The following is a 26,286-nucleotide window of genomic DNA, read 5'->3' on the forward strand; positions in this document are numbered from 1 at the left end:
GGATCCGGGGGTACGTAGAAGGTCCCGGCACGGCGTCCCGGATCGGGCCACGGGGCCCGCGGACGCGGCCGGGGCGGGCGGCTTCCTGACCCGACAGATGGGTGGTGATGGCTGTGACCGTTGACTCCCGCAAGACCCCGGCCCCGGACGGGCGGGCGGCCGCCGTTCCGGACGTGCGGCGCGCGGACGAGGTGCTGGGCTGGTCCAGGGGACTGCTCGACCTCCCCCTGCGGCAGGCCGTGGCGACGCTCGCCCCGCCGATGCGGCGGGTGGCCGGCTACCACTTCGGGTGGTGGGACGAGCGCGAGCGGCCGATCGAGGCCGACGGCGGCAAGGCGCTGCGTCCCGCGCTCGTGCTGCTCGCCGCGGAGGCCGCCGGCGGACAGGCCGGGGACGCCGTCCCGGCAGCCGTCGCGGTCGAGCTCGTGCACAACTTCTCCCTGGTCCACGACGACGTCATCGACGGGGACACCACCCGGCGCCACCGGCCGACGGCCTGGAGCGCGTTCGGCCGGACGGCCGCCATCCTGGCCGGGGACGCCCTGCTGTCGCTCGCCTTCACCGCGGTGACGAGGGGAGGGCGGGCCGGCGAGGGGGTACGTGTGCTCGGGGCGTGCGTGCAGTCGCTGCTGGACGGCCAGAGCGCCGACGTGGACTTCGAGCTGCGGACCGACGTGGGGCTGGCCGAGTGCCTGCGGATGGCCGAGGGCAAGACCGGCGCCCTCATGGGGTGCGCCTGCGCCCTCGGCGCCCTGTACGGCGGCGCCACGAGCGGCCGGGCCGCGAATCTGGCGGCGTTCGGGGAACGGCTCGGGCTGGCGTTCCAGGTCGTCGACGACCTGCTCGGCATCTGGGGCGACCCCGCCGTGACCGGCAAGCCCGTCCACTCGGACCTGCGCAGCAGGAAGAAGTCGCTGCCGGTCGTGGCCGCGCTGACGTCCGGGACGCCGGCCGGCGCCGAGCTCGCCGAGCTCTACCACCAGGAGCCGCCGCTGTCGCCGTGCGACCTGACCAGGGCCGCGGAGCTGGTCGAGGAGGCCGGCGGCCGCGAGTGGAGCGTCGCGGCGGTGGACGACCTGCTGGCCGAGGCCCTCGACCGGCTGCGGGCGGCCGAGCCCGAGCCGCGGGCCGCGGCCGAGCTGGAGGCCCTCGCCCGCCTCGCCGCCGACCGCGACCACTGAGCCGTTCGGGGCGTGGTGACGCCGGTCCCTACACGTCGAGCACAACCGGGACGACGTGATTCATGACGGGACCTCCGCTTCGGTGCTCGCGCAGACCGGCTGGGTGCGGCGGAGGTAGGACCAGGCGGCCGCGCTCAGTGCGATGCCGTAAACGGCGAAGGCGCCGAGCCCGAACCAGGTCACCAGCAGGGCGTCGCCCGGGGTAGGGAGGTCCCCCCGGGAGACGGTCACCACACCCACCGTGCCGAGCGCGGCGTAGACCGCGCCGACCGTGCCGTAGGGCGCGAGCGTCGCGGCGCCGATCAGCGCGGGGGTGAGCGGCAGCCAGCGAGGCACCCGCCTGCCGCGCAGGGCGAGCGTCCACCGGGGGAACACCTGCCCCCACGGTCGTACCAGGCCGAGGATGAGGAACACTCCGAGCGCGGCCAGCAGCGCCGTCGCGTCGACGCCCCAGTGCGCCAGGGTGAGCCACACCCCCGAGGCGCCGTTGCGCTCGGCTGTCGCCAGCATCTGCGCTCCGCTGACGCCGGCGAAGGTCCCGCCCAGCGCCCACGTCGTCTTCATGGCCGCGTACGGCAGGAACGCCGCGGCGCCCGCATAGGCCAGCAGGCGGACGCGCCGTGGAGCGGCCGTGGGCTCCGGCCTGCGCCGTGCGGTGGAGGAGGTGTGCACGGCGCCGCAGCGCGGGCAGGTCCCGTACGCGGAGGACCGGTGGGAGCGGGCCGTGGCGATGAGCAGCACCACGCCGGACGCGGCGAGCGCCCGGTTGCCGGTCGCCGTCCAGCTGTCGACGGTCTGGTTGAAGACCAAGGTGATCACGTCCATCAGCAGGCCGAATGCGGCCAGGCCGCACACCACGCACAGGCCCGCCAGCGTGACGGAAAGGACCGGCCGGGGAATCCGCCGGCCCCACGGCCGAAGGCCGGCCAGGGTCGCCGTCGCCGCCGGGACGGCCACGGCCACGACGGCCCAGTTCAGGCCGACCGGCAGCGGCTCCGTGGCGCGGTAGAACAGCGCGGTCCCGGTCAGCGCGGAGACCAGGCCGAACGTTCCGTAGACCACCGCCCAGCCGAAGGCCGCGTACCCGGTCCAGGACGACCGCCGACGCCGCCGGCCGGGTGATGACACATCCGCCGTACGGGCGATCTCAGTCATGATCCGACCAGCGGAGCGGTTCTGTGATACGCCGTGCGTCCGTCATGTTTCGCAACTTATGAGGGAGAGCCTGTGGCGAAGCTGAGATGGGCTGAGAAAGCTCACAGGGGGCTTCGCCGGCGGCGCGGCTAACGCCGGCTGAGGCCGTCGAGCAGGAGAGGCAGGAAGCGTTCCGGGATGACGCCCGGATGGCAGGCGAACACGTTGAGCAGCTCCATGAGGTCGCCGGTGCCGACATCCGGACGCATCGCACCGTCCGCCTGCGCCTGCCGTACCAACGCGTCGAGGCGCTGCACCAGTGCCTGCCTCGCCTGCGGCGCGGAGGTCCCGGCCAGTGCGGCCGCGATGGCGCCGCGGCCCTTCTCCACGCTGTGGACGACGAAGGCGCGAACGGCCGCCCAGGCATCAGGCTCGGCCGCCACGGCGCGGTCGAGGCCGTCCATGAGCTCGTGGACGTACTGCTCCGCCAGTGCGGCGAGCAGCACGGCGCGGTCGGGAAAACGGCGGTAGAGCGTGCCGACGCCGACGCCGGCCCGGCGGGCGATCAGCTCCATCGGCGCGTCGGCGCCCCGCTCGGCCACCGCGTCGCGTGCGGCCTCGAGGATCCTGTCCCGATTGCGGCGGGCGTCGGCGCGCATGGAAACTCCCCCAGAACTGGACGACCGGCTTCCACTTAGTATAGAACCGGAAACTGACATTCCGCTTAGGGGGATCGCGATGATTGTGGTGACGGGTGCGACAGGCACGATCGGGCGCGCGCTGATCGAGGAGCTCGGCGGTGCCGCGCGAGCCGTGGTGCGGCGCGCGGACCAGGGCGAGGAGCTGGGATGCGACTACGTGGTCGGCGACCTGGAGCGGCCGGAGAGCATCCCGCTCGAGCCGGGTGACAGGCTCTTCCTGAACAGCTCGCTGTGGCCGGGTTTCGTGCGAGCGCACCAGGCCGTCATCGACCGGGCGGCGGCCGTGGGTGTGGCGCAGGTGGTGACCGTCTCCGTGCGCGGCGTGACGTCGGGCAGCCTGCTCGGGTTCGGCATGCACGGGCAGGTCGACGAGCATCTCAAGGCGTCGGGAGTGCCGTGGTCGATCCTGGCGCCCGTCGGCTTCATGCAGAATCTCGCGGGCGACGTCGACGAGGAGGGGCGGATGTTCGGTTCGTACGGCGGTGGCCGCGTCGGCTACATCGACGCGCGTGACATCGCGGCGGTCGCGGCCGTGCTGCTGACGCGTCCTGTCGGGGCCGACGCCACGTACGAGCTCACCGGGCCGTCGGCGCCCACGCATGACGAGGTCGCCGCCGAGCTCACCCGGGCATCCGGCCGGGCCGTGCGTCACGTGGACCTGTCGGTGGGGGAGGCCGCCGTTCACCTGGAGAAGCGCGGCATGCCCGCCCAGGCGGCCCGTGACCTTGCCGAACTCATGGCGCAGATCGGCGACGGGCGCTGGGCGAGCACGACCACGACCGTGGCCGACATCCTGGGCCGCGAACCGCGTTCGCTGCGGGAGTTCCTCGGGTAGACGCGCGGACCGCCGTCTCGCCTCGTCCTCACGATCCGGCGAGGGTGACGACCACCTTGACGTCGTCCTCCTCGTGGGCAAAGGCCTCGGCGAAGCGGTCGAGCGGGACCCGGCGGGAGATCAGCCGCACCAGCCACGCGGGGTCGGCCTCGGCGAGCGCGGCGGCCGCGGTGGCGTAGTGGCCCGTGTTGGCGTTGACCGAGCCGACCACCACGTCGTTCTCCAGCACCATCTCGCGGTTGAGCGTCCCGGCGTCCACCGTGATCCGCCGACCGGCGGGGGAGACGCCCGTGAGGCAGACGATCCCGTACGGCGCGGTCGTGGCGATCGCGTCGAACACGACGTCGGCCGCGCCGGTCGCCTCGATCACGACGTCCGGCCGCGCCCCGGCGACCGCCTCGTCGAAGGCGCCGGAATGGTAGGTGGCGCCGAGATCGGCGACGAGGGCGGGCTTCGGGCCCGTGGTGACGCGGTCGAGGACGTGCACGTCGAGCCCGCGCTGCACGCCGAGCAGCGCGGCCAGCAGGCCGATGGGCCCGGCGCCCGTCACCAGGGCCGTCCGCGGCTCGAACCAGGCCCGCGCCCCCACCTTGTCGACCTGCTCCCACGCCTTGGCGACCACCGAGGTGGGCTCCATCAGCATGCCGACCTCGGCCAGGCCGGGGTCGAGCCGCACCGCGTACTCCGGCTCCACGGCCCACGACTCGCTCGCGTACCCGTCGAGCTCCTTGATGCCCCGCTCGGTGTAGCGGCCGTTGCGGCACATGTCGAACTGCCCGTGGGCGCAGGCCCCGCACGGCACCGGGTCGGGCCGCCGGACCAGGCCGACGACGAGGTCGCCGGGCGAGAAGCCGCTGCCGGACGGGGCACGCCTCACCCGCCCCAGGGACTCGTGCCCGATCACCAGCCGCTCGCGCCCGGGCGGCGCCCAGCCGTAGTCGCCCGCGGCGATCTCCTTGTCGGTGCCGCACACGCCGACCGCGAGCCCGTCGACCAGCAGGTCACCCGGCCCGGCCTCCGGCTCCGGCACGTCGGAGACCGCGAGCGAGCCGCCGGTCCGCGGGACGACCGTGAGTGCGCGCATGACGCAGTCCTTCCGTCGGGCCTGTCAGGGACGGCCGTCGCCGCCGGGCCTCACGGACCCGGCGGCGGCGGTCAGCTCGGTGAGGGTGTCGGCGAGCGTCCGCCGGGTGGCGGGCGACAGGATGTCCAGCGCCGCGGCGATGTCCCGCCGGCGGGCGGCGCGGAGCTCGTCCAGCGACCGCCGGCCCAGCGGGGTCACGGTGATGCTGATCTCCCGCCGGCTGTGCGGGGCGAGCAGCCGGGCCACCAGGCCGGCCGCGTCGAGCCGGGCCACCAGCCGCCCGGCGGCCGAGATCGACATGGCGAGCCGTGCGGCAAGCGTGCTGAGGTTGAGCGGACCGTGCCGGTCCACGGCCAGCAGCACGCGCAGCTGGGTCAGCGACAACTCGCTCTGCTCGGCCACCGCGTTGAGCGTCATCTCCACCAGCGCGAGCGAGGCCTTCTCGACCCGCCACGCCGCGTCCGCCAGGTCGTCCCCGCCGCGCGCGGCGCCCTCCGGCCCGCCGTCCTCGGGCTCGCCCTCCCATACGGCCCGGTCCTCAGGACCGCCGTCATCAGGCCCGCGCTCCGGCACGAGGTCGTCGCTCTCCCGCGGAGCGTCCTCCCACGCGGGGCCGCCGGGCCTGCCGGTCGGGAGGCTCATCAGGGGGCTCATGCTCTCCTCCACGTTCATCTCTGGCCCAGGACCCGGGGGCGTCCGGGCCGCCGGGCGATGCGCCGCTCGGGGTAGGGGCCCAGGTCGTCCCCGCGGATGGCGGAGGCCAGCAGCTCCGCCAGGTGCAGCGCCTGCCGTCCGGTGCCCGCGTGCTCGATCTGCGTACGGCAGCTGAACCCGTCGGCGAGGATCAGCGTCTCGGGACCGGCGTCGCGGACGGCCGGGAGCAGCTCGCTCTCGGCGCACGCGAGGGACACGTCGAGGTGCCCGGCCGTGAAGCCGAAGTCGCCGGCCAGCCCGCAGCACCCGCCCACCGCGTCGAGGCGCACGCCGGCGCTGCGCAGCAGGTGTCTGTCGGTGTCGTACCCCAGCACCGAGTGGTGGTGGCAGTGCGGCTGGGAGACGGCGTCCCTGTCGATGCGCGGCGGCCGCCACCCGTCGGTCCGCGTGAGCAGCTCGGCGAGTGTCCGCGTCTGCTCCTTCAGCCGTACGGCGTCCCGGTCGTGCGGGAGCAGGTTGGCCGCGTCGGAGCGGAACACGGCGGCGCAGCTCGGCTCCAGGGCCACGATGGGCGTTCCCCGCCGCAGCGCGGGCGCCAGCGTGCGGAGCGTCCGGCGCAGCACCCGTTTGGCCACGCCGAGCTGTCCCGTGGAGATCCAGGTGAGGCCGCAGCACAGGGTGCGCGGCGGGAGCACCACCCGGTAGCCCGCCGACTCCATGACCGCGACGGCGGCCCGCCCGATGTGGGGGGCGAGGTTGTCGGTGAACGTGTCGGGCCACAGCACCACCGTCCCCCGCTCGCCGTCGCCGCGCGGGCCCCTGCGCCGGTACCAGTCGCTGAAGCGAAGATCGGCGAAGTACGGCACGGGACGGGCGGGCTCGATGCCCCCGGCCCGCTTGGCGAGGGCGCCCAGCCCCGGCGTGTGGGTGAGGACGTTGACGGCACGGGGCGCGAACGCGGCCAGCCGGGCCAGCACCGGCAGCCATCCCATCGAGTAGTGAGCGGCCGGGCGCACCCGCCCGGAGTAGTGGTGGGACAGGAACTCGGCCTTGTAGGTGGCCATGTCGACCTCCGTGGGGCAGTCGTGGCTGCATCCCTTACAGGCCAGGCAGAGGTCGAGGGCGTCGCGCACGGCCCCGGAGCGCCAGCCGTCCCGGACGGTGGAGTCGGCGTGACCGTCGAGCATCTCGAACAGCAGCCGCGCCCGGCCGCGCGTCGAGTGCTCCTCCTCCCTGGTCGCGCGGTACGACGGGCACATCACCCCGCCGGAGGGCCGGCGGCACTGGCCCACCCCCACGCACCGCATGACGGCCCGCTGGAAGCTGCCCTCGTCGGCCGGGTAGCCGAAGCGGGCGTCCGGCTCGGCCGGCGTCCAGCCGGGCCCGAGCCGGAGGTTCTCGTCCACCCGGTACGGCGCCACGATCTTGCCGGGGTTCATCCGGTCATCGGGGTCGAAGACGGCCTTGACCTGCTCGAACGCGGTCATGACCGCGGGGCCGAACATCCGCGGCAGCAGTTCCCCCCGCGACTGCCCGTCGCCGTGCTCGCCCGACAGCGAGCCGCCGTACGACACGACCAGGTCGGCGGCCCGCTCGAGGAACGCGTGGAAGGCGCGCACGCCGTCGGCGGTGACGAGGTCGAACGGGATGCGGGTGTGCACGCAGCCCTGCCCGAAGTGCCCGTACAGCGAGGCGTCGCCGTACCCGAACTCCTCGAACAGCCGGCACAGGTCGCGCAGGTAGTCGCCGAGCCGCTCGGGCGGGACCGCGGAGTCCTCCCAGCCCTCCCACGTCTCGCGCATGCCGGGGACGCGGGCCGTGGCGCCGAGGCCCGACTCGCGGACCTCCCACAGCTCCTTCTCCAGCAGCTCCGTGTCGAAGAACGCGACGTGCGGCTCGTGATCGCTGCCGCGCAGGTCGTCGACGAGCGCGTTCGCCCTGTCGTCGGCCTCCTCCCGCGAGTCGCCTGCGAAGGAGACCATCAGCCAGCCGCCGCCTTCCGGCAGCTCCTTGAGCGCCTCCGGGTGCATGCCCTTGCGCCGCTCGTAGCCGACCAGCTTGTCGTCCACGCCCTCCAGCTGCAGCGGGCGGTGCGCGGCGATGCGCGGGACGGCGTCCCCCGCCACCGCGATGTCGTGGTAGCCGAGGACGACGAGGCTCTCGGCCTTCGGCGCCGGCACCAGCCGCAGCTCGGCCCGCAGCACGGTGACGAGCGTGCCCTCGGAGCCGACCAGGGCCCTGGCCAGGTCGAAGTCGCCGCCCGGGAGCAGCTGGTCGAGGTTGTAGCCCGACACCCGCCTCGGGATGTCGGGGAAGCGGCGGCGGATCTCGCCGGCGTGGGCGCCGACGACGTCCCGCAGGCCGCGGTAGATCTCGGCGCGCCGCCCGCCCTCCGCGAGGATCCGTTCGAACTCGTCCCCGCCGGTCGGGCCGACCCACGTGCGCAGTCCGTCGTAGGTGAGGATCTCCAGGCGGGCGACGTTGTCGGCGGTCTTGCCGTACGCCTGCGCCGTCGAGCCGCAGGAGTTGTTGCCGATCATGCCGCCGAGGGTGCAGTGCGAGTGGGTGGACGGGCGGGGCCCGAACATCAGGCCCGTGTCCCGCAGCAACAGGTTGAGCGTGTCGAGCACGATGCCGGGCTCGACCACGCAGGTGTGCGCCGCCCGGTCCACGGAGACCAGCCGGTGACAGTACTTCGACCAGTCGATCACGACGGCCGCGTTGCAGGTCTGCCCGGCCAGGCTGGTGCCGCCGCCACGGGAGGTGATCGGCGCCCGGTGCTCCCGGCAGACCGCCACGGCCTCCGCCGCGGCCTCCACGCTGCGCGGCACCACCACCCCGATCGGGACCTGCCGGTAGTTGGACCCGTCGGTGGAGTAGGCGCCGCGGGTGCCCGGGTCGAACCGGACCTCGCCGTCCACGCGGGCCGCGAGGTCGCGCTCCAGCTCGCGCACCCGCACGTACGGCTCGCGCGGCCGCCGGGTCACCGGCGTGGGGACGAAGGCCTGGGCGGTCATCGGCCGGTCACCTCCCGAGCTGGGAGATCTTGTCCTTGAACAGCGTGGTGGCGATGGCCGCCTTGTGCGGCTGGCCCTTCAGGAAGGCCTCCGCGAACTTGATCGCCTGGTCGTGGCTCACCTTGCCCGGCATGGGCGGCTCGTTCGGGTCGACGTCGACGTCGACGAGCGCCGGCCCGTCGTGGGCGAGTGCCTGCCGCACGGCCTCGTCGACATCGGCCGGGTCGGTCACCTTGCGGCCGTACGCGCCGCACGACCGCGCCCATGCCGAGAAGTCCGTCGCGGGCAGCCCGAACCGGACGCCGTGCTCGGGATAGCCGAGCACCATCTGCTCCCACAGGATCTGGCCGAGCGAGTCGTTGTTGTTCACCACCACCGTGATCGGCAGCCCCAGCCGGGCGGCCGTGTGGAACTCGGCCATCAGCATGGCGAAGCCGCCGTCGCCGATGAACGAGATCACCTGCCGGCCGGGGTGGGCGAGCTGCATCGCGATCGCGTACGGCAGGCCGGGCGCCATCGTGGCGAGGTTGCCCGACAGGTAGAACTCACGGCGGCCGCGGATCGTCCAGTGCCGCGCGGCCCACGTGGCGATCGTGCCGGAGTCGCAGGTCAGGATGGCGTCGTCGGAGGCCGCCCGGTCGACGCAGCCGATGAGGTACTGCGGTGCGATCGGGCTGCGCTTGGGCGACACCAGCGCGGCCATGTCCTCGCGCCACTTGCGCATGGCGTCCTGGTACTTCTCCAGGTGGGAGCGGTCGTCCCGGCGCCGCAGCAGCGGCAGCAGGGCGGCCAGGCCCTCCTTGGCGTCGCCCACCATCGGCACCTGGGTGGGCAGCCGCAGCCCGGCCCTGACGGGGTCGGCCTCGATCTGCACCACGGCGACCTTGCCCGGCTCGGGCAGGTGCTTCGTGTAGGGGAAGTTGGTGCCCACCATGAGGAGGGTGTCGCAGTCCTCGACCAGGTCCTCGCCGGGCCGGGTGCCGAGCAGGCCGATGCCGCCCACGGCGAACGGCGAGTCGTCGGGGATGACGGCCTTGCCCGGCAGCGTCTTGATGACCGGCGCGCCCAGGGCGTCGGCGACGGCCAGCACCTCGTCGCGCGCGTGCAGGGCCCCGGCTCCGGCGAGGATCGCGGGCTTCGCGCCTCCGTTGAGGACCTTCGCCGCGGCCTCGAGATCCTCGCGTCGCGGCGTGCCGGGCGGGGACAGGTAGATCGGCGCGGTCGCCGGGGGTCGGGCCGGCGCCACGTGCTGGTAGGGGTCCTCGTCGGCCGGGGCGACCTGCACGTCGTTCGGCAGGCACAGGTGGGCCACGCCGCGCCGGGCGTACGCCGTGCGGACCGCGATGTCCACCACGCCGGGCAGCTGCGCGGGGTTGTCGACCACGAGGTTGTACTCCGCGACGTCGGCGAAGAGCTGCTCGAGGTGGACCTCCTGCTGGTAGCCGGTGCCCAGCACGCTGGTCTCCTGCATGCCGGTGATCGCGAGCACCGGCATGTGGTCGAGCTTGGCGTCGTACAGCCCGTTCAGCAGGTGGATGCCGCCGGGACCCGAGGTGGCCAGGCAGACGCCGATGCGCCCGGTGGCCTTGGCGTGGGCGGTCGCCATGAACGCGGCCGCCTCCTCGTGGTGCACCAGCACGAACCTGATCCGGTCGGACTGGCGGCGCAGACCTTCCATGATCCCGTTGATCCCGTCACCCGGGAGCCCGAAGACCGTGTCGACACCCCAGTCGGCCAGCCGCCGGACGAGCACTTCGGAGGCGATTTCACTCATACCTGCCGCGCTGCCCGTCCCCGGGGATCTGACACTGACCGTACGGAAAATTTTTCCTCTACGAATGTTTCGCCGTTTGGGCACCGTCCGCGGGGTAGGGCGAGGACCACGCCCGCAGTCCGGGCCCATCCCGCGGGCGGGGCCGCGGTCACCGGCGGGAAGGGGGGTCGGTGACGGCGGCCCGCGACTCCAGCCGGCCCTGCCGCACCTTCCGGATGGAGGCGCCGACCCGTGGGTCGATGCGCTCGCTCAACGCCATCGCCCGGTTGAGCGCGGCGTCGGCGGCGGCGTCCTCGTCGAGCGCGAGCAGCGCCTCGCCGAGCGTCACCAGCGTCTGCGCCTCGTCCAGCGGGGCCTGCATCTTGCGGAACAGCGTCACGGCCTCCTGCAGCCGGGTGACGGCCTGGGCGGGGTCGCCGTCCGCCATCGCGAGCTCCCCGAGCCCCACCAGGACCCGCGCCTCGGCGAGCTGGTGATGGGACGTGCCGGCCAGCGTCTGCGCCTGGCGGAGCGCGCTCTCGGCCTCGGCGAAGTTGCCCCGCCGCATCCGGGCCATGCCCAGCCCGTGCAGCGCGTACGCCTCGCCGGTCGGGTCGCCGATGTCCCGCACCACGGCCAGCGCCTCGCGGAACGCCTCCTCGGCCTGGGTGAGGTCGTCGGACTGCAGGTGGAGGTGGCCCATGCGGTGCAGCACCTGCGCGCACACGCGCCTGCTGCCGCCGGCCTTGCTGAGCGTCAGGGCCTCCGACAGCAGCGGCATGACGCCGTCGAGGTCGTCGCACTCCAGCTTGAGCCGGGCGAGGTTCTGCAGGGCGTAGGCCGCGGCCACCTGGTCGCCGGTGGTGCGGAAGATCTCCAGGGCCTGCTGGTAGCGCTTCATCGCGGCGTCGAAGCGGCCGTTCATCCGGTCGAGGAAGCCGAGGTTGCGGACCGCCAGGGCCACCCCCTGGTCCTCGCCCACCTGCCGGAACAGCTCGACCGACGCCTCGAAGCTGCGCTGGGCGTCGACGAACCGCTGCTCGCTGATGCACAGCGAGCCCAGGGAGTAGAGCAGCGCGGCCTGCCCGCGGGCGTTGCCGCTCTGCCGGGTGGCCTCCAGCGCGATCTCGTGGGTCTCCCGCCAGTCGTCCAGGTAGACCCGCGACTCGAAGAACGGCACGACGTTGGCGGCCAGCGCCCAGCACAGGTCGACGAACCCGGCCTGGGCCGCCTGGCGGATGCCCGACACGAGGAACAGCCGTTCGCGCTCGAACCACGACAGCGGCGGTGAGATCAGCCGGTCCACCAGGCTCTCGGGCAGCGGCCACTTCGGCGCGTCGTTCTGCACCAGGACGTCCTCGCCGTACTCGCGCCTGCGGGCGGCGTCGGTGAGGTAGAGCAGCCCCCCGAGCACCCGGGCGAGCGCGGCGTTGCGCTCGGCGGGCGACTCCTCGGCGGCCAGGCGCTCCCGGGCGAACACCCGGATGAGGTCGTGGAAGCGGTAGCGGGTGTGCACGCCCCGTCCGACCCCCGTCGTCTCGACGAGCTGCGCGTCGGCCAGGTCGTCGATCAGGTCCTGGGCGTCGGGAAGCGGCAGGTCGAGCAGCGCGGCGCTGGTCCAGGCCGAGAACAGGTGCGAGTCGAGGATCGCCAGCCGGCGGAACAGCCGCCGCGCGTCCGCGCTCACCGCCTCGTACGTCAGCGAGATGCTGGCCCTGATCCCCATCTCACCGTGCTTGAGCTCGTCGAGCCTGCGGGTCTCGTCCTTCAGCCGCTCCACGAGCTGGAAGATGCTCCAGTGGGGACGGGCGGCCAGGCGGGCGCCGGCGATGCGCAGCGCCAGCGGAAGGTGGCCGCACAGCTCGGCCAGCTCGGCGGCGTCCTCGGCCTCACCCTGCACCCGCTTGGCCCCGGCGATGCGCGACAGCAGGTCGATCGACTGGTCGGAGTCGAACAGGTCGAGGTCCACGTGGATGGCCCCGGCCAGCCCGGCGAGCCGGCTCCTGCTGGTGACGATGACGGCCGAGGCCGGGTTGCCCGGCAGCAGCGGCAGCACCTGGCCCTCGTTGCCCGCGTCGTCGAGCACGATGAGCATCCGCCGGTCGGCCAGCAGGGCGCGGTACATCTCGGCCCGCTCCTCGACCCCCTCGGGCAGGCCGCTTCCCGGCACGCCGAGCACGCGGAGGAACCGTTCGAGCACCTGCGCGGGGCTGACCGGCCGGCTCACGCCGGCGTGCAGATCGGCGAACAGCTGGCCGTCGGGGAAGTGGTCGGCGACGCTGTGCGCGGCGTGCACCGCGACCGTGGACTTGCCGATGCCGCCCTTGCCGACGATGACGATGATGGGCACGGCGAACCGGGCGGCCCGCGTCGACGCGCTCATCAGGCGCTGCCGGATCTCGTTGACCTGCCGGGCCCGCCCGGTGAAGTCGGCGATGCCGGTCGGCAGCATGCCGGGCACGCTCGGCAGCGCGACCGGGGGGTCCAGCGTCACCTGCACCGGCTGCTCGGGCAGGTCGAGGCGCTCGTCGCAGGTGAGGATGGCGTACTCCAGCTGCTGGAGCCGCTCGTTGGGCTCGATGCCCAGCTCCTCGATCATCGTGGCGCGGGCCTCGCGGTAGGCGTGCAGCGCCTCGGCCTGCCGTCCCGACCGGTACAGCGCCAGCATCAGCTGCTCGCGCAGCCGTTCGCGCAGCGGGTGATCCTCGACCAGCCTGGTCAGCTCGCCGACCAGCTCGTGGTGGCGGCCGAGCTCCAGCTCCAGCTGGACGCAGTCCTCGTTGGCCGTGATGCGGTGCTCGGTGAGCCGCGCCGCGGCCGACTGCACGATCCTGCTCTCGATGCCCTCCAGCACCGGGCCGCGCCACAGCGCCAGCGCCTCCCGGTAGTGCTTGACGGCCGCGTCGTAGGCGCGGCTCTCGCGGGCCCGCCGGGCCTGGAGCACGAGGTTCTCGAACCGGTGGGAGTCGATCTGCTCGTCCTCGACGTGGATCGCGTACCCCTGTGGCCGCGTCGTGATGAGGCTCGACTCCCCGTTTGTAGCGAACATCCGGCGCAGCGCCGAGATGCAGATCTGCACCTGGGCCCGCGAGGTCGTGGGCGGGTCGTCCCCGTAGATCGCCTCCATCAGACGGGTCGTGGTCACGGCCCGGTTCGCGTCCAGCAGCAGTATGGCGAGGACGGTCTGCTGCCTGATCCCCCCAAGGTCCAGGCGTTTCCCCGACGCGTCGACCTCCAGCGCCCCCAGAACCCGAAACTCCACCGCATCTCCCTGAAGACAACCGCGGTCGTGCTCGTCGAGGTCTCCGCCCCCCGGATGCGACAGGTGGCGGGCCGATGTCCCCAATACATTAAGGCGTCGTAATGATAGGCTCCGCCGTATTGGGGCCGTCCCTAGACATCAAGCGCGAAAACCGTGTTGCGCACCGCCGGTGCCGACAATCGCCGTGGAGTCAGCTCCTTCCGGTGACCCCGGTTCCCCCCCGGGTGAGTGATGGCGCCGCCACCACCCAGAGTCGCTCTGTACGCGATGTCTCTTTCGTGCGGATTGTACCCCTGTTGATGGACGAGGGCTAGGCGGATGCTCGTCCGTTTATTCCGGACATTGCTCTTAATAGCACTTAGTTACGGAAAAAGGACATGGAAAACGGCCGGGGACATCCGTCCCCGGCCGTTGCTGCGGGCCGGCCGCCTGCGCGTTCAGTCCCAGGGGGTGCCGTCGGTCGTGGCGATCGGCGTGGGAACGGGGGTCGGCGTGCCGGTGACGGTCAGCGAACCCGAGTCGGCGGCGGCCGGCGCACTCATCGCGACGAGGCCGAGGCAGGCCACGAGGACGGCGATGGCGACGGAGAAGGTGAGTCGGAAGGCGGGGCTGCCGAAGGTCTCGCTCATTTCTGCCTACCTCGTGTCGTGTCGCGTAAGTGGGGTTTTGCCGGGCGTTCGGTCGATCTGTGCTCACCTTCACAGGGGCCGCCATCCGCTCCTTATCGGCGCGCTTCTCGCTCGCCATCACCGCAGGTCACACACGTGGTAAACGCATTTTTTCGGATCTTTTCCGATAAATATCGGGATTTGTTGAGAGGGTGCGGGGCATTCACCGGGTCGTACGGCCCGATCTCTCGTCCATATGGCGATAGAGGGCCGATGGGACGCCGATAGCGGAATGCGTGAGGCTGGACCGCGTCCCGGGCGGGTGCGTGCCGCGCAGGTGCCGGGTTCGGCACACAAAAGCGGCCCCTGGGGGCGTACCGGGCGGATAAGGTGGCGTGGACATGGGCATTGCTGTTCAAGCGCTGGACGGCGTGTACGGCCGATCGGCCGCCGGCGTCCGGACGCGACTCGACCACGCTGACAACGGCGGCTGGAACTCGGTCGCCGAGGCCGAGACCGACCGGGAGGGCCGCGTCCAGGCATGGCGCGGGCGGAGGTTCGAGCGCGGGCTCTACCGGATCGTCCTCGACAGCGACCGCTACTTCGTGGGTCTCGGGCTGAGCGCCGCCTATCCGGAGGTCGCGCTGACGTTCCGCATGCGGGCCGAGACCGACTCCTATCAGATCCAGGTCATGCTCTCGCCGTACTCCTATTCGGCCTATTTCGGGTCGTGACCTGCGGCGACGCCCCGGGTCCGCCAACAGCGGCACGACGCGGCCGGACCCGGCGATAGCGCGGCGATAACGCGGGGAAGGCGGCCGTCCCTAGCGTTGCCTGCGTCGCCTCCGCCACACGGAGGCCGTACGGAGAGGTGGCGCGCGATGCGGCGGATCCAGTGCAGGAGGCCCGGGCGGCGCGGCGGGGGGACCCGCGTGCGGGGCCCGCTCGACCTGCGCACCCCGTCCGGCCGCACCCTGCCCTTCTGAGCCCGTGTTGTGTCACGCGCGCATCCGCGACGGAGGCCGGTCATGGTCCTGGTAGAGCGAGACGAGGAGATCGCCGCCCTGGAGGGCCTGCTCGCCAGCGCGGTCATGGGCAGGGGCAGGATCGCCCTGGTCGGCGGCGCCGTCGCCACGGGCAAGAGCGCGCTGCTGCACGCGTTCGCGGAGCAGGCGCTGGAGCACGGCGCGCTGCCCGTCACCGCGACCGGCTCCCGCATGGAGCGCGACCTGCCGTTCGGCGTGCTGGGCCAACTCGTCCGCGACGCGCCGCTCGTCCGCGGGGAGCGCGAGCGGGCGGCCGCCCTGCTGGAGGAGGGGGCCCGCAGCGCGCCGGCGTCCGGGCCCGCCGCGGACACCCTCCAGCAGGTGGACGCCCGGATCGTGGACGGCCTGTGCGGCATCCTGCTCGGGCTGTCGGAGCGCTACCCGCTGCTCGTCGTCGTCGACGACGTGGACCAGGCCGACCGGGCCTCGCTGCTCTGCCTGGCCTACCTGTCGCGGCGCCTGCGGGTCTCCCGGATCCTCGCCGTCTTCGGCTGCTCCGACCAGGGCGGCCCGGACGAGTTCTTCGAGACGGAGGTGCTGCGCCAGCCGCACTGCCGGCGGCTGCGCCTCGCCCCGCTCTCCCCGGTGGGCGTCGTCTCCCACGTCGCCCGGCTGGTGGACTGCGACGCGGCGGAACGGCTCGGCGAGCAGTGGCACACGGCCAGCGGCGGCAACCCGCTGCTGGTGGGCGCGCTGGCCGACGACTACCGGGACGCGGTGCGCGCCTCGGGAGGGGTCCCTCCCGGCACGCTCGTCACGGGTGAGCGCTACACGGCCGCCGTACTGGCCTGCCTGCACCGCGCCGCGCCGTCGACGCTCAGGGCGGCCCGGGCCCTCGCCGTGCTCGGCGGCCCCGACCTGCTCTCCGGGCTGCTCGGTGTCGGACCCGCGGACGTCATGCGGGAACTGCACGCGCTCACCTCCTGTGGCCTGGTGGAGCGGGGCCGGTTCCGGCACGAGGCGGCCCGGGCCGCCGTGCTGGCCGAGCTCGCGGCCCCCGACCGGGCCGGTTTGTACCGCCGGGCCGCCCAGCTGGCCCACGACGCCGGCGCCGCGCCCGAGGTCGTGGCGCGGCATCTGGTGGACGCCGGGACGGCGGACCTTCCCTGGGCCGTCCCGGTGCTGGTCGAGGCCGCCGAATGCGCGCTTCGCGCCGGGCGGGCCCGCCCCGCCGCCGACTATCTGCGGCTCGCGTGGCGGGCGTGCGACGACGAGCGCCGCCTCCGGATCGGCATGCTGCTCGTGGCCGCCGAGTGGCGGCTGGATCCGGGGACGCCCGCGGCCCAGCTGGGCCACCTGGCCGACGCCGCCAGACGCGGCGGCCTGCGGGGGAGCGACGCCGTCGTCCTCGCCCGCGCGCTGCTGTGGCACGGCCGGTTCGACGACGCACGCGACGTGCTGGCCCGCGTCGAACGCGCCGCCGCGGCCCCCGCGCCCCACGGCACCGGCCCCGCGACGGCGGCCCCGTCCGCGACGGCCCCGCCCTCCACGGGAGCGGCTTCCTTAGGGGCGGCGTCCCCTTCCGGGGCGGCGGATTCCGGGTGGGCGGCCCCCTCCGAGACGGCCGCGCCCTCCACGGCGGCCGATATGGAGACGACGGTGGAGCTCGCCGTCACCCGGCTGTGGCTGCGCGCCACCCATCCGCCCTTCCTGGAGAACCTGCTCGGCGGGGAAGCGTGTGCCGTCGACTCCTCCGGGCCGCACTCCTCCGGGCCGCACACGCCGGAGCGGTACCTTCCCGGGCCGCATGGCGCGGGGCCGCATGTCGCGGAGCCGCACCCCTCGGGGCCGTATGAGGGGGGCGACCCTGGGCACGCCTCGTCTGCGCTCGTGCCGGCCCCGCTGGGGAACTCCGTGCGGGCCCCGCTGCGGCCCCCTCTGCCGGCGCTGTCGCCGTCGGCCCTGCGGCGGCTGGAGTCGGCGCGCGCGCTGAGCGACACGCTGTCCCACGGGTCCCGGGACGGCGACGTGGAGGCGGTCGAGCGCGTGCTCCAGGCGAGCCGGCTCGGGCACGCGGCCACGGACGCGGCGACCGACACGGTGGAGAGCGCGCTGCTCGCCCTCGCGTACGGCGGCCACAGCGACCGGGCCGCCTCCTGGTGGGACCTGCTGACGGGCGAGGCGCCGCCGGCGCAGGCCCCGAGCCGTCTGGCCCGGTTGGCCGCGGTCCGCGCCGAGATCGCGATCCGTCAGGGTGACATGCCCGGGGCTGAGCACCACGCCCGGGCCGCGCTCGCCGCCGTCCCGCCCGCGAGCTGGGGCGTCACCGTGGGCGGGCCGCTCGGCAGCCTCGTCCTCGCGCAGACCGCGATGGGCCGCTACGACGCGGCGCGCGAGCATCTCGACCAGCCGGTGGGGGAGGCCGTGTTCCAGACCCGGTACGGCCTGCAGTACCTGCACGCCCGGGGACGGTACGGCATGGCGGCCGGTCTTCCGGCGCTGGCGCTGCGCGACTTCCAGCTGTGCGGCGAGCTGATGACGAGCTGGGACCTCGACGCGCCGGGCCTGGTGCCGTGGCGCGCGGAGGCGGCGGAGGCTCTCCTGCGGATGGGGCGGCCCGACCAGGCCCGCCTGCTCGTGGAGGCCCAGCTCGCCCGCTGCGGCCCGGACAGCCCGCGCGAGCGCGGTGTGGCGACCCGGCTGCTCGCCGCCGTCTCCGACCTCCACCAGCGGCCCGTCCTGCTGCGCCAGGCCGTCGACCTGCTGCAGGAGGCGGGGGACCGGTACGAGCTGGCCCGGGCGCTGTGCGACTTCGTCGACGCCTGCAATGCCCTGGGGGAGAACCGGCGGGCGGCGTTGATCGCCACGCGGGCCCACGCGATGGCGGTCGAGTGCCGCGCCGATCCGCTCACCCTCGCGCTGCCGAGCCGGCCCGAGCCGATCCACGTGCCGGCGCCGCCGTCCCCCGAGCCCGTCGAGGTGCTGAGCGACGCCGAACGCCGGGTCGCCGCGCTCGCCGCCGCCGGGTACACGAACCGGGAGATCGCCGGGAAGCTCTACATCACGATCAGCACGGTCGAGCAGCACCTGACGCGGACGTACCGCAAGCTCAACATCAGCAAGCGGGCCGACCTGCCGTCCAGCCTGGAGTTCGGCGACCACGCCGTCGCCTGAGCGACGCCTTCGTCCCGTCCCTTCGGCCGACGCCGACGCCGAGGCCGCGGCGACCGGGGGCCGTGAGAGGCGGGCGGGGTGCGCACGCGGGAGGATGCGGCCGCCCGCCCACGCGGGCGACGCTCGAGGCGTCGCCGAGTCGCGGGAGGTCCGATGGACGACGCGCCGTTGATCCGGGTGGTTCGCGGGAACCCGACGCCCGAGGAGATCGCCGCGCTGCTCATGGTGATCAGCGCCGGTGCGGCCGCCTCCCGGACGGAGGAGGACGCGCGCGACGCGGCCGAGGACCGGGCGCGCCGCGCCCGCCTGCTGCGCGGCCCCGTCGTCCCGGGCCCCGGCGCCTGGCGCGCCGCCGTCATCCGCTGACGTCCGGGACCGTACGGCGTCCTGGGGCTGCCGGGAGAACAGGTACCACGGACGAGACAGCGGCCTGGACGGGACAGGCCGCCACAGCGCGTGCCCCGGACACCGCCCCCGGTAACCCGCCGCGGGCGGGCGCGGGCGCGGACCGGGCCACGGAACGGTTATCCGCCCTCGTGTGTTCGTTGGGCGGCGGCACGGGCCCGTTGGCGGTGGATCTTGCTGAATCTCTCGTCTCCCGCTATCGCGGCGAGCTTCGCCATTCCCCGCGCGGGGTCCAGCGTGGCGAGAAGTTCCGCCGCGTCGACGGACTGCCACTGCTCGTCCCTTGGCAGGTAGGTGCCCGGGGACGGCGTGGCCAGCGTTTCCAGGATCTCCCTGTGGCGCGGCAGACGGAGCTTCACCAGGACCGGAAGGTAGTAGGCCGACCAGTCGCGGTCGAACGCGGAGTCGGCGGCGAGTTCGGCCAGCAGCCGGGGGCCACGCGGATCACCGTGCTCCGTGAGCTGAAACGCGGCCTCGATCCGGTGGAATCCGCGCTCCGACGCCTCGAACAGCGCCATGAGGCGGCTCACGCCTGAGGGGTCGCCGAGTTCCGCCAGGGCGCCGGCCGCCTGGATCCGCCAGGACAACCACAGATCGGTGTCGCCGGCCATCTCGGCGAGAATCTCCGAACCCTGCGGGTCGCCCTGGCGGGCCAGCGTCAGCGCGGCCTCGACGCGCCTCGGCTCGAACACACCGGTATTGGCCGCGACCTTCGTGATTTTCTCACGGCCGCGCGGATCCCCCAGGTCGGCCAGCAGCCGGGCTGCCTTGACCTCCATGTCGGTGCTCTGGTCTCGGACGTTGAGCACCCGCGCCAGGCCGTCCGTAGTCATCGGCACCGTGGCCGGGACCAGCGGGACGAAGCCGTCGGCGACGATCTCGGCGATCACGGAGAGGGCGTCGAGGTCGCGCTGGGAGACATACTTGCTCAACCGGCTCTGTTGGTACCGCCTGCGTGGTTCCCAGTACGAGCGCCACGCGGTGCGGAGGAACGGCCAGACGGGGGGAAGCCGTGCCCACGAGGACGCGACGTTCAGCAAGGCCTTCTCCAGCCGCACCATGTAGGCGAGATCGGCCTGCCAGAACCCGATCAGGAACAGCGTGTGGGAGTCGAACGCGTACGGCGACGGAATCCGCTTGCCGCGGCGGCCGAACAGCTCGCGGAACCGTTCCTCACTGGCCACCGGGTCGGCGGCGATGGCCCGGGCGGACAGGAACTCCATCAGGGTCTGGTGCAGGAAGTCCAGATCGCCCGCCCGTTCCGTGAGCACGCCGCTCCGCCGGAGGACGGCCCGGACCAGGTCCTCCCATTCGGCGTGCCGCATCGCGGGCGGGCGCGAGGACGCCACCCACTGAGCGACGATCGTCGCCGCCGGCCGTCCGTCCTCCTGGGTCCAGCGCGTCCGAGCCAGCCGGGGCAGCGTGTCGAACACCCGCCGCACCACCTCGCCGGGATCGGTGCCGTACTGGTCCAGGACCGACCGCGCCTGGGCGATCAGCCCGGAGGCGCCGGAATGGGCGTGGGCGGCGAGCAGGTCGAGGAACGCGCGGTACAGGCCGTGCCGTCCTCTCGGGAGCGGCCGGATCGGGTCGGCCATGTACAGCTGGCACAGCATGGTCGCCAGCAAGGGACTGCGGACCAGCGCCGGAGGGCGGATGTCGGCGACGCGGAGCATGAAGTCACGGACGGCCGTCTCAGGGTCGGGTGAGCCGGCCAGCCAGCCGCGCGCCAGGTCGGCCAACTGCCCGGCGTCGAAGGGCAGCAGCTCATAGGTGTCGCCGGGGGCCACGGTGAGCAGGTCCGCCAGCTCCGGCCCGTGCAGGGGCCTGCTGGCGACCGCGAACCGGTACGGTCCCTCCCGTTGCGCGCGCAGCGCGGCCAGCACCGCGGCCCTGCGCTCGGCGTCGAGGACCTCGTCCAGGCCGTCCACCAGGACCAGCCAGCGCTCGCCCGGCAGCGGCGGGGCCGCGAAGACCTCGGCGGGCAGGTCCGCGCGCAGAAGTCCGCCGAGATCGGCCGCGACGGCGGCGGCGATCCTGGTGGAGAGCGCCCCGGGACCGGTCAGGTCGGCGGCGAGCAGCCGCACGGGGGCGCCGATCGACGGTCCTACCCGCTCGCCGGTCTCGCGCCGCGCCAGCCAGCGCGTGGCCAGGTCGATCAGCGTGGTGCGCAGCAGGCTGGACTTTCCCGCACCGGGACCGCCGATCACGACGACGTCGTGATCGGCGACCAGGACGTCCTCCGCGGGCGTGCGCTCGCGGCGCGGCGGGATCGGCCCCGATGGGATCGTGCCGTCCACCGCCGGCTCGGCACCGGTTCCCTCGCCGGGCGGGGCCGCATCGGATAACCGCTGCGTGTGGTGGCGCACGTAGACCTGCGACAACGGCGGCCTCGGGGTGCCGGGCAGCACTCCGGGATAGGGGTGGTCCTCTGCGCGGGCGGCCGCCGCGGCCAGGTAGGCGGCCAGCCGGGGCCCCGGGAAGCGCCATCCGCCCGCCGTCACCTGCTCGTCGGTGAGGGACGCGAGCCAGTCCAGGTACGGCGCGGCGCCCTCGCCGTCGTAGCGAGCCTCAGGGCAGCGGGCCAGGATCGCCGAGATCGGAATCAGGTGGGCGCTGCCCGCCATGTCGGAGGTGGACAGCATGCCGCACACACCGCCGGTGCGGGTGTCCACCACCGGGCTTCCGCTGTAGCCGCGGCCGACAGGAGTGCCGTACACGCGGGGAAGTTCGAAGGCCTCGTCCCGGCTGCGCCGCGAGTCGCCCTGGTAGGTGAACGTGGCGTGCTGCCCGCCGCGGAACGCGCCCGCCGGGTGGCCGAAGGTCCACATGACGTCGTGGGGCCGCATGGCGGACGAGGTCGCCACGGGAGCGACGGCCACATCGCGGTGCGCCCGCAGCAGTGCCAGGTCCAGACCCGTGGCGGGGTCGCGGAAGCAGCGTTCCGGATCGCTCCTCAGCTCGACGTCGAGGTCCAGCGCGACCACCCGGCCGTGGACGACCGGCGCGGGCGTCTCACCCGGGCCGGCGACGACATGGGCGCAGGTCGCCACCACTCCGGGGGCGACGAAGAAGCCGGTGCCCTCCGCGGCGCCGCCGGACGAGGGCGCCGCGAGCGCCACGGTCGCCCGTCTCAGCAGCGCCTCCCAGCTCATGACCGGCTCATGACCGGGGCCCGGCCCACTCCAAGGTCACCTTGAAGGCCGAGGTGGCGGACGCCTTGCCCACCACCGCGACGAACGACCCGGACTCCACGGTGAAGTCACAGCCGAACTCCACGGATGCCGAGGACGCCTCCGTCTGCCTGAGCCGTTCTCCGACGGCCCTGGCGACGCCCATCAGACCGTCCAGGGCGTCCTCCAAGCGGGGCGGGCGGAACGCGATGTCCTCCTCATCGAGGGCCGCCGGGTCCTGGCCCGCCGGCCGCCCGCGCACCGTCACATAGACGAGCGTCTCCCCGATCCGCACCGGGACCAGCGCGGTCCCGTCGTCCTCCGCCATCCTTCACCCCTTGGGTCCAACAGGAGGGTGACCGGGGTCACCCTCCGGCTTCAGCGGGTCCGGGCGTCCTCAGTGTGCCAGGCGCGTCCCCACGGGTGAAAGCGCCTGACGATGGCGGTCGCGGCCGGCCCTACAGCGTCGACTCGATAAGGCGTTGACGATCGCGGCGAGCCTGGGGCCCTGGTCCTCCTGGACGAAGTGGCCCGCGTCGGCGATGGTGGTGTGCGGTTGGCCGTGGGCGCCCGGAATGCGCTCGCGCAACCACTGGTCGGGATTGGGGACGGCGTAGCTCGGGTCGTCGGTGTTCGGCGCCTGCGGCAGCAGGATCACGTGGTCGCTGAACGCGCACAGGAACGGTGTGGACAGTGTCTGCAGCACGGCCCACGCGTTGCGATTGGGAACGGTGGCCTCGTCCCAGGCCGTGATGGGCACCAGGAGGGGGAACTGGCGGGCGCCCTGCCGATAGGTCTCATCCGGGAACGGCGCGTCGTATCCGGCCTTCACCGCCGGACTGAGCTCGCCGATCGTGCCCGCCTCGACGACGGAGCCGGCGTCGAACGGGTCGGCCCGCTGGCTGTACTGCGTCCACGCGTGGAAGGCCCGGCCGACGTCCTGGTCCCCGGTCGGCAGATAGGTGTTCGTCGCCACCACACGGCGGAACCGTCCGGGGTGCTCGGCCAGCAGTCGCAGGCCCAGCAAACCACCCCAGTCGTGGCACACCATGGTCACGTCGTGCAGGTCGAGCCTGTCGAACACCGCTTCGCGCAGCCAGTCCACATGACGCTGGTAGGTGTACGCGAAACGGGACGCGGGCTTGTCGGAGCGGCCGAAGCCGACCAGGTCGGGGGCGACGCAGCGATGCCCGGCGGCCACGAGCGGCGGGATCACGTGCCGGTACAGATAACTCCAGGACGGTTCCCCGTGCAGCAGCAGGATCGTCTGCCCGGACGGCCTCACCGCGGCAGCCGGCCGCTCGTCGACGTAATGCATCCGCAGCCGGACACCGGAGCCGTCGCCGGCGTCGACGTGGACGTAGTGCGGCTCGAACGGGTAGTCGGCCAGGTTACGGAATCGGGACTCCGGCGTCCGCACCACCTTCATGTGAGGGGCCGGTGCCGATCGCGGCTGCCCGTCATGCGCCGAGGGCGGGAATCGGAGCAGACCGCTCGCCGCGGCGGCGGTCCCGGCGCCGAGCATGTGGCGGCGAGTCAGGAAGGCCGGCGCGGAGGCGTCGTCACGGTCGTCTGGGCGATGTGCGCATGTATTCCTCGCTGTCTCCGGTTCACAGGCATGGTTAGGCCGTACGGGACGGACCCTGGCGTGTCGACGGCGAGGTCGATCAGCCGCCAACATGAACACATATGTTCAGGTTTTGACGCTACCATCAAATCGAACATCTGCGTCCGACTTAGTGCTCCTTGCGGAGCGCTGGACGTCGCCGTCAGGGCGGGGAAGCGGCACGCGGGTGGCAACGTGAACTAGACTGTTCGAGTTGTTTGGGAACGTGGGCTCGGGGAGCACGGGAGCGGAAGATGGCAGCCACATCGCGCGGCGCCGGCGACAGGTCGGGGTCCGCGCAGGCCCCCGCGGCGCAGACCGAGCGGCGAGCGGACGCCCGGCGCAACATCAGGTCCATCCTGGACGCGGCCCAGCTCTGCCTGGCCCGCGACGCCGACGCCAGCGTCGCCGACATCGCCAAGGCGGCGGGGGTCGGCCGGGTCACGCTCTACGGGCACTTCAAGACCCGGGCAGACCTCGTCGACGCCGTCCTGACGCGCACGATGGAGCAGTCCGACGCCGCGCTCGACGCGACCGACACCACCGGTGACCCGGGCCAGGCGCTGACCCGGCTCGTCGGCGCCTCCTGGCAGATCGTGCACCAGTTCCACTCCGTGCTTCAGGCCGCCCAGCGCGAACTGCCCCCGGAACGGATCCGGGCCGTGCACGACCGGACCCTGCAACGGGTCCAGACGATCGTCGACAACGGGCGGCGCGCCGGCGTCTTCCGCGACGACCTGCCCGAGAGGTGGCTCGTCACGACCGTGTTCAGCCTGATGCACGCCGCGGCGGAGGACACCGCCGCCGGCAGGCTGGACGCCGGCGACGCCGCGCGCGTCGTCTCGGCGACACTGCTCGCCGCCCTCACCGCGCCCGGCGCGGCCGTCCCCACGCCGGCCCCGTAACCGCCGGCGTCACCGGGAAGCCCTCGTCGCACCTGCCGTGGCTCGGCACGGTCACCGCCAGGTCACAAGGCGCCAGACCTTTTCGCCCGATGCGCTTCGGCGTGCCCGCCGCGCCGCCGGCCGGCCTCACCGGCGCGCTGTGACCCTCGTCACGCATCATTCCGAACACGGATGTACGACTTAGTGCTAGGGTGAAACCCGAACATGGTTGTTCAGGTTACCGGAGGTCATGTCGCGCCCGCGCTCGCCGCTGACGCACTGCTCCGGAGCATCTCGCGGCAGAAGACTTCCTACCTGTGGGGAGGTGAATCGCCATGACCTCGTACCCCCTGGGCTGGTTCCCGCGGTAGACAGGCACGACCCAACAAGTTGATCTCAGTCCGATTCGGTCACGAGATCGTCGCGTCGGGTCCGAGGGGCGCAGTGCCTACGTGCCGCCCCTCGGACCCGGCCTCGGCGCCCGCGGGAACCTGCCGTGACCGTCATGACAGGGAAGCGCGAACCACCGCATGGCAGAACCCTCCTCCACGGCCGAGTCGCGGGACGCCTCAGCGGCCTCACGAAGCCGAGCACGCGTCACAGCCGGTTACGGCGCCGTGTTCGCGGTCAAGGAATTCCGGGCGATTTTCACGGCCCATGTCCTTTCCATGCTGGGAGGCGTCCTCGCCGACGCCTCGCTGGCCGTGCTGGTGTTCCGGCGGACCGGTTCGGCGCCGTTGACGGCGCTCGTCCTCGCCCTCGGCTTCCTGCCCTACGCGCTCAGCGGGATCCTGTTCTCCGGCATCGCCGACCGATATCCCGCCCGCCGGGTGCTGGTGGCCTGCGACCTGCTCTCGGCCGGCTGCGTGACGTTGATGGCCGTTCCGGCGACTCCGCTCGCGGGATTGTTCGTCCTCCGCTTCGCCGTCGCGATGATGTCGCCGTTGTTCACCGGCACCCGGGCGGCGAGCCTGGCCGACATCCTGTCCGGTGACCTGTACGTCCTGGGCCGCTCGCTGGTGCGGACGGTCTCGCAGGGGTCCCAGATCATCGGCTACGGACTCGGCGGACTGGCCCTTGTATGGCTGTCACCCCGCGCCGCGCTGCACGTGACCGTCGGTGCCTTTCTCGGCTCCGCGCTGCTCCTGCGTCTGGGCACCCGTGGCCGCCCGGCCCGGGCATCGGGGGGCGGGGCGATCATGCGCACTTCGATGGCCTCCGCGCGGCGGTTGCTCGGCATCCCCCGGGTCCGCGCGCTGCTGCTGATGTGGTGGATCCCGCCGATGTTCTTCATCGTCGCCGAGGGAACCGCCGCGCCTTTCGCGGACGCCGCGGGTGCGGGCTCGGTGGGGTTCGGGCTCCTCATGGCCGCGATGCCCGCGGGGACCGCGGTGGGCGAGGTGCTGGCCGGCACCCTGCTCGGGGCGGCCGCCCGCGAGCGGATCGCACTGCCGCTGGCAGCGGGGTCGATGCTGCCGATGGTCGCGTTCGCCGTCCATCCGCCGTGGCCGCTCGCGGTCGCGCTCCTGCTGCTCACCGGGCTGTGCGCCGCCTACACGCTCGGCATGGACCAGTGGTTCGTGCAAGCGGTGCCTCCGGCGGTGCGGGGGAGCGCCATGTCCCTGCTGGGCGCCGGGCTCATGACCCTTCAGGGGCTCGGCGTGGTCGCCGGCGGCGCCGTCGCCGCGTGGGTTCCCCCGTACGCGGTCATCTGTGGAGCCGGTACGGCCGGGACGGCCTGCATGTTCGTCATCCTGCGATCGGTCCGCGCGACGCGGACGACGGCGCCGGCCACGGACGCGGAGACATAGACGCGAGGCCCCGCCGCC

The 26,286-nt window shown here is 73.4% G+C and carries 18 protein-coding genes; 7 read left to right on the forward strand and 11 right to left on the reverse strand.

The features are described from left to right. The first annotated feature begins 107 nt into the window (after positions 1-107). Positions 108-1,181, forward strand: a complete 1,074-nt coding sequence (locus tag Mco01_RS14460) for a family 2 encapsulin nanocompartment cargo protein polyprenyl transferase (RefSeq protein WP_204057408.1) — start codon at positions 108-110, stop codon at positions 1,179-1,181. A 60-nt stretch (positions 1,182-1,241) separates the two neighbouring features. Here the strand turns inward: Mco01_RS14460 and Mco01_RS14465 are convergent, their stop codons facing one another. Both Mco01_RS14465 and Mco01_RS14470 read right to left on the reverse strand, forming a co-directional pair. Further along, entirely contained in the window at positions 1,242-2,336 is a 1,095-nt protein-coding gene (locus Mco01_RS14465; protein ID WP_204057409.1) for a hypothetical protein, read from the reverse strand. Positions 2,337-2,464: 128 nt separating this feature from the next. Continuing rightward, positions 2,465-2,974 carry a TetR/AcrR family transcriptional regulator gene (locus Mco01_RS14470; protein ID WP_204057410.1) on the reverse strand — a complete coding sequence of 170 codons (510 nt, stop codon included), beginning with the start codon at positions 2,972-2,974 and terminating at the stop codon, positions 2,465-2,467. 79 nt (positions 2,975-3,053) lie between these two features. On the opposite strand from Mco01_RS14470, the gene Mco01_RS14475 reads away from it, so the two are divergent. Continuing rightward, positions 3,054-3,851 carry an NAD(P)H-binding protein gene (locus tag Mco01_RS14475; RefSeq protein WP_204057411.1) on the forward strand — a complete coding sequence of 266 codons (798 nt, stop codon included), beginning with the start codon at positions 3,054-3,056 and terminating at the stop codon, positions 3,849-3,851. A 28-nt stretch (positions 3,852-3,879) separates the two neighbouring features. Here Mco01_RS14475 and Mco01_RS14480 read toward each other — a convergent pair whose 3' ends face one another. The 6 genes from Mco01_RS14480 to Mco01_RS14505 all read right to left on the reverse strand — a co-directional run bounded on the left by Mco01_RS14480 (position 3,880) and on the right by Mco01_RS14505 (position 14,250). Then, a complete protein-coding gene (locus Mco01_RS14480; protein WP_204057412.1) occupies positions 3,880-4,935 on the reverse strand; it encodes a glucose 1-dehydrogenase in 1,056 nt (351 codons plus the stop codon). A 24-nt stretch (positions 4,936-4,959) separates the two neighbouring features. Next, complete coding sequence (locus tag Mco01_RS14485) at positions 4,960-5,589, reverse strand: MarR family winged helix-turn-helix transcriptional regulator (protein ID WP_204057413.1); 630 nt, start codon at positions 5,587-5,589, stop codon at positions 4,960-4,962. A 14-nt stretch (positions 5,590-5,603) separates the two neighbouring features. Continuing rightward, complete coding sequence (locus Mco01_RS14490) at positions 5,604-8,606, reverse strand: FAD-binding and (Fe-S)-binding domain-containing protein (protein WP_204057414.1); 3,003 nt, start codon at positions 8,604-8,606, stop codon at positions 5,604-5,606. 7 nt (positions 8,607-8,613) lie between these two features. After that, positions 8,614-10,380: a thiamine pyrophosphate-dependent enzyme gene (locus tag Mco01_RS14495; protein WP_204057415.1), complete on the reverse strand. Its 1,767-nt coding sequence runs from the start codon at positions 10,378-10,380 to the stop codon at positions 8,614-8,616. 148 nt (positions 10,381-10,528) lie between these two features. Beyond that, positions 10,529-13,621 carry an AfsR/SARP family transcriptional regulator gene (locus tag Mco01_RS14500; RefSeq protein ID WP_204057416.1) on the reverse strand — a complete coding sequence of 1,031 codons (3,093 nt, stop codon included), beginning with the start codon at positions 13,619-13,621 and terminating at the stop codon, positions 10,529-10,531. A gap of 437 nt (positions 13,622-14,058) precedes the next feature. Further along, positions 14,059-14,250 carry a hypothetical protein gene (locus tag Mco01_RS14505; protein ID WP_036320392.1) on the reverse strand — a complete coding sequence of 64 codons (192 nt, stop codon included), beginning with the start codon at positions 14,248-14,250 and terminating at the stop codon, positions 14,059-14,061. A gap of 380 nt (positions 14,251-14,630) precedes the next feature. On the opposite strand from Mco01_RS14505, the gene Mco01_RS14510 reads away from it, so the two are divergent. From Mco01_RS14510 to Mco01_RS14525, 3 genes are all read left to right on the forward strand, one after another. After that, positions 14,631-14,963, forward strand: coding sequence for a hydroxyisourate hydrolase (locus Mco01_RS14510; protein WP_204057417.1), 333 nt, complete (start codon positions 14,631-14,633; stop codon positions 14,961-14,963). 294 nt (positions 14,964-15,257) lie between these two features. Next, positions 15,258-18,389 (forward strand): AAA family ATPase, encoded by a 3,132-nt coding sequence (locus tag Mco01_RS39095; protein WP_239103605.1) that lies wholly within the window; start codon positions 15,258-15,260, stop codon positions 18,387-18,389. Between the two features lie 153 nt (positions 18,390-18,542). Further along, a complete protein-coding gene (locus tag Mco01_RS14525) occupies positions 18,543-18,755 on the forward strand; it encodes an acyl-CoA carboxylase subunit epsilon (protein WP_204057418.1) in 213 nt (70 codons plus the stop codon). 158 nt (positions 18,756-18,913) lie between these two features. On the opposite strand, the gene Mco01_RS14530 is transcribed toward Mco01_RS14525, so the two are convergent. From Mco01_RS14530 to Mco01_RS14540, 3 genes are all read right to left on the reverse strand, one after another. Then, on the reverse strand, positions 18,914-21,949 hold the full coding sequence (locus Mco01_RS14530) for a trypsin-like peptidase domain-containing protein (RefSeq protein WP_204057419.1): 3,036 nt from the start codon (positions 21,947-21,949) through the stop codon (positions 18,914-18,916). Positions 21,950-21,956: 7 nt separating this feature from the next. Continuing rightward, a complete protein-coding gene (locus Mco01_RS14535; protein WP_204057420.1) occupies positions 21,957-22,295 on the reverse strand; it encodes a CU044_2847 family protein in 339 nt (112 codons plus the stop codon). Between the two features lie 69 nt (positions 22,296-22,364). Next, positions 22,365-23,396 carry a haloalkane dehalogenase gene (locus tag Mco01_RS14540; RefSeq protein WP_204057421.1) on the reverse strand — a complete coding sequence of 344 codons (1,032 nt, stop codon included), beginning with the start codon at positions 23,394-23,396 and terminating at the stop codon, positions 22,365-22,367. Between the two features lie 431 nt (positions 23,397-23,827). Here Mco01_RS14540 and Mco01_RS14545 point away from each other — a divergent pair, with 431 nt between their 5' ends. Together Mco01_RS14545 and Mco01_RS14550 are read left to right on the forward strand one after the other, a co-directional pair. After that, positions 23,828-24,478 carry a TetR/AcrR family transcriptional regulator gene (locus tag Mco01_RS14545; RefSeq protein ID WP_204057422.1) on the forward strand — a complete coding sequence of 217 codons (651 nt, stop codon included), beginning with the start codon at positions 23,828-23,830 and terminating at the stop codon, positions 24,476-24,478. 509 nt (positions 24,479-24,987) lie between these two features. Next, positions 24,988-26,268 carry an MFS transporter gene (locus tag Mco01_RS14550; protein ID WP_275410497.1) on the forward strand — a complete coding sequence of 427 codons (1,281 nt, stop codon included), beginning with the start codon at positions 24,988-24,990 and terminating at the stop codon, positions 26,266-26,268. Positions 26,269-26,286: the final 18 nt, after the last annotated feature.

Source organism: Microbispora corallina (assembly GCF_016863035.1).
Taxonomy (GTDB): domain Bacteria; phylum Actinomycetota; class Actinomycetes; order Streptosporangiales; family Streptosporangiaceae; genus Microbispora; species Microbispora corallina.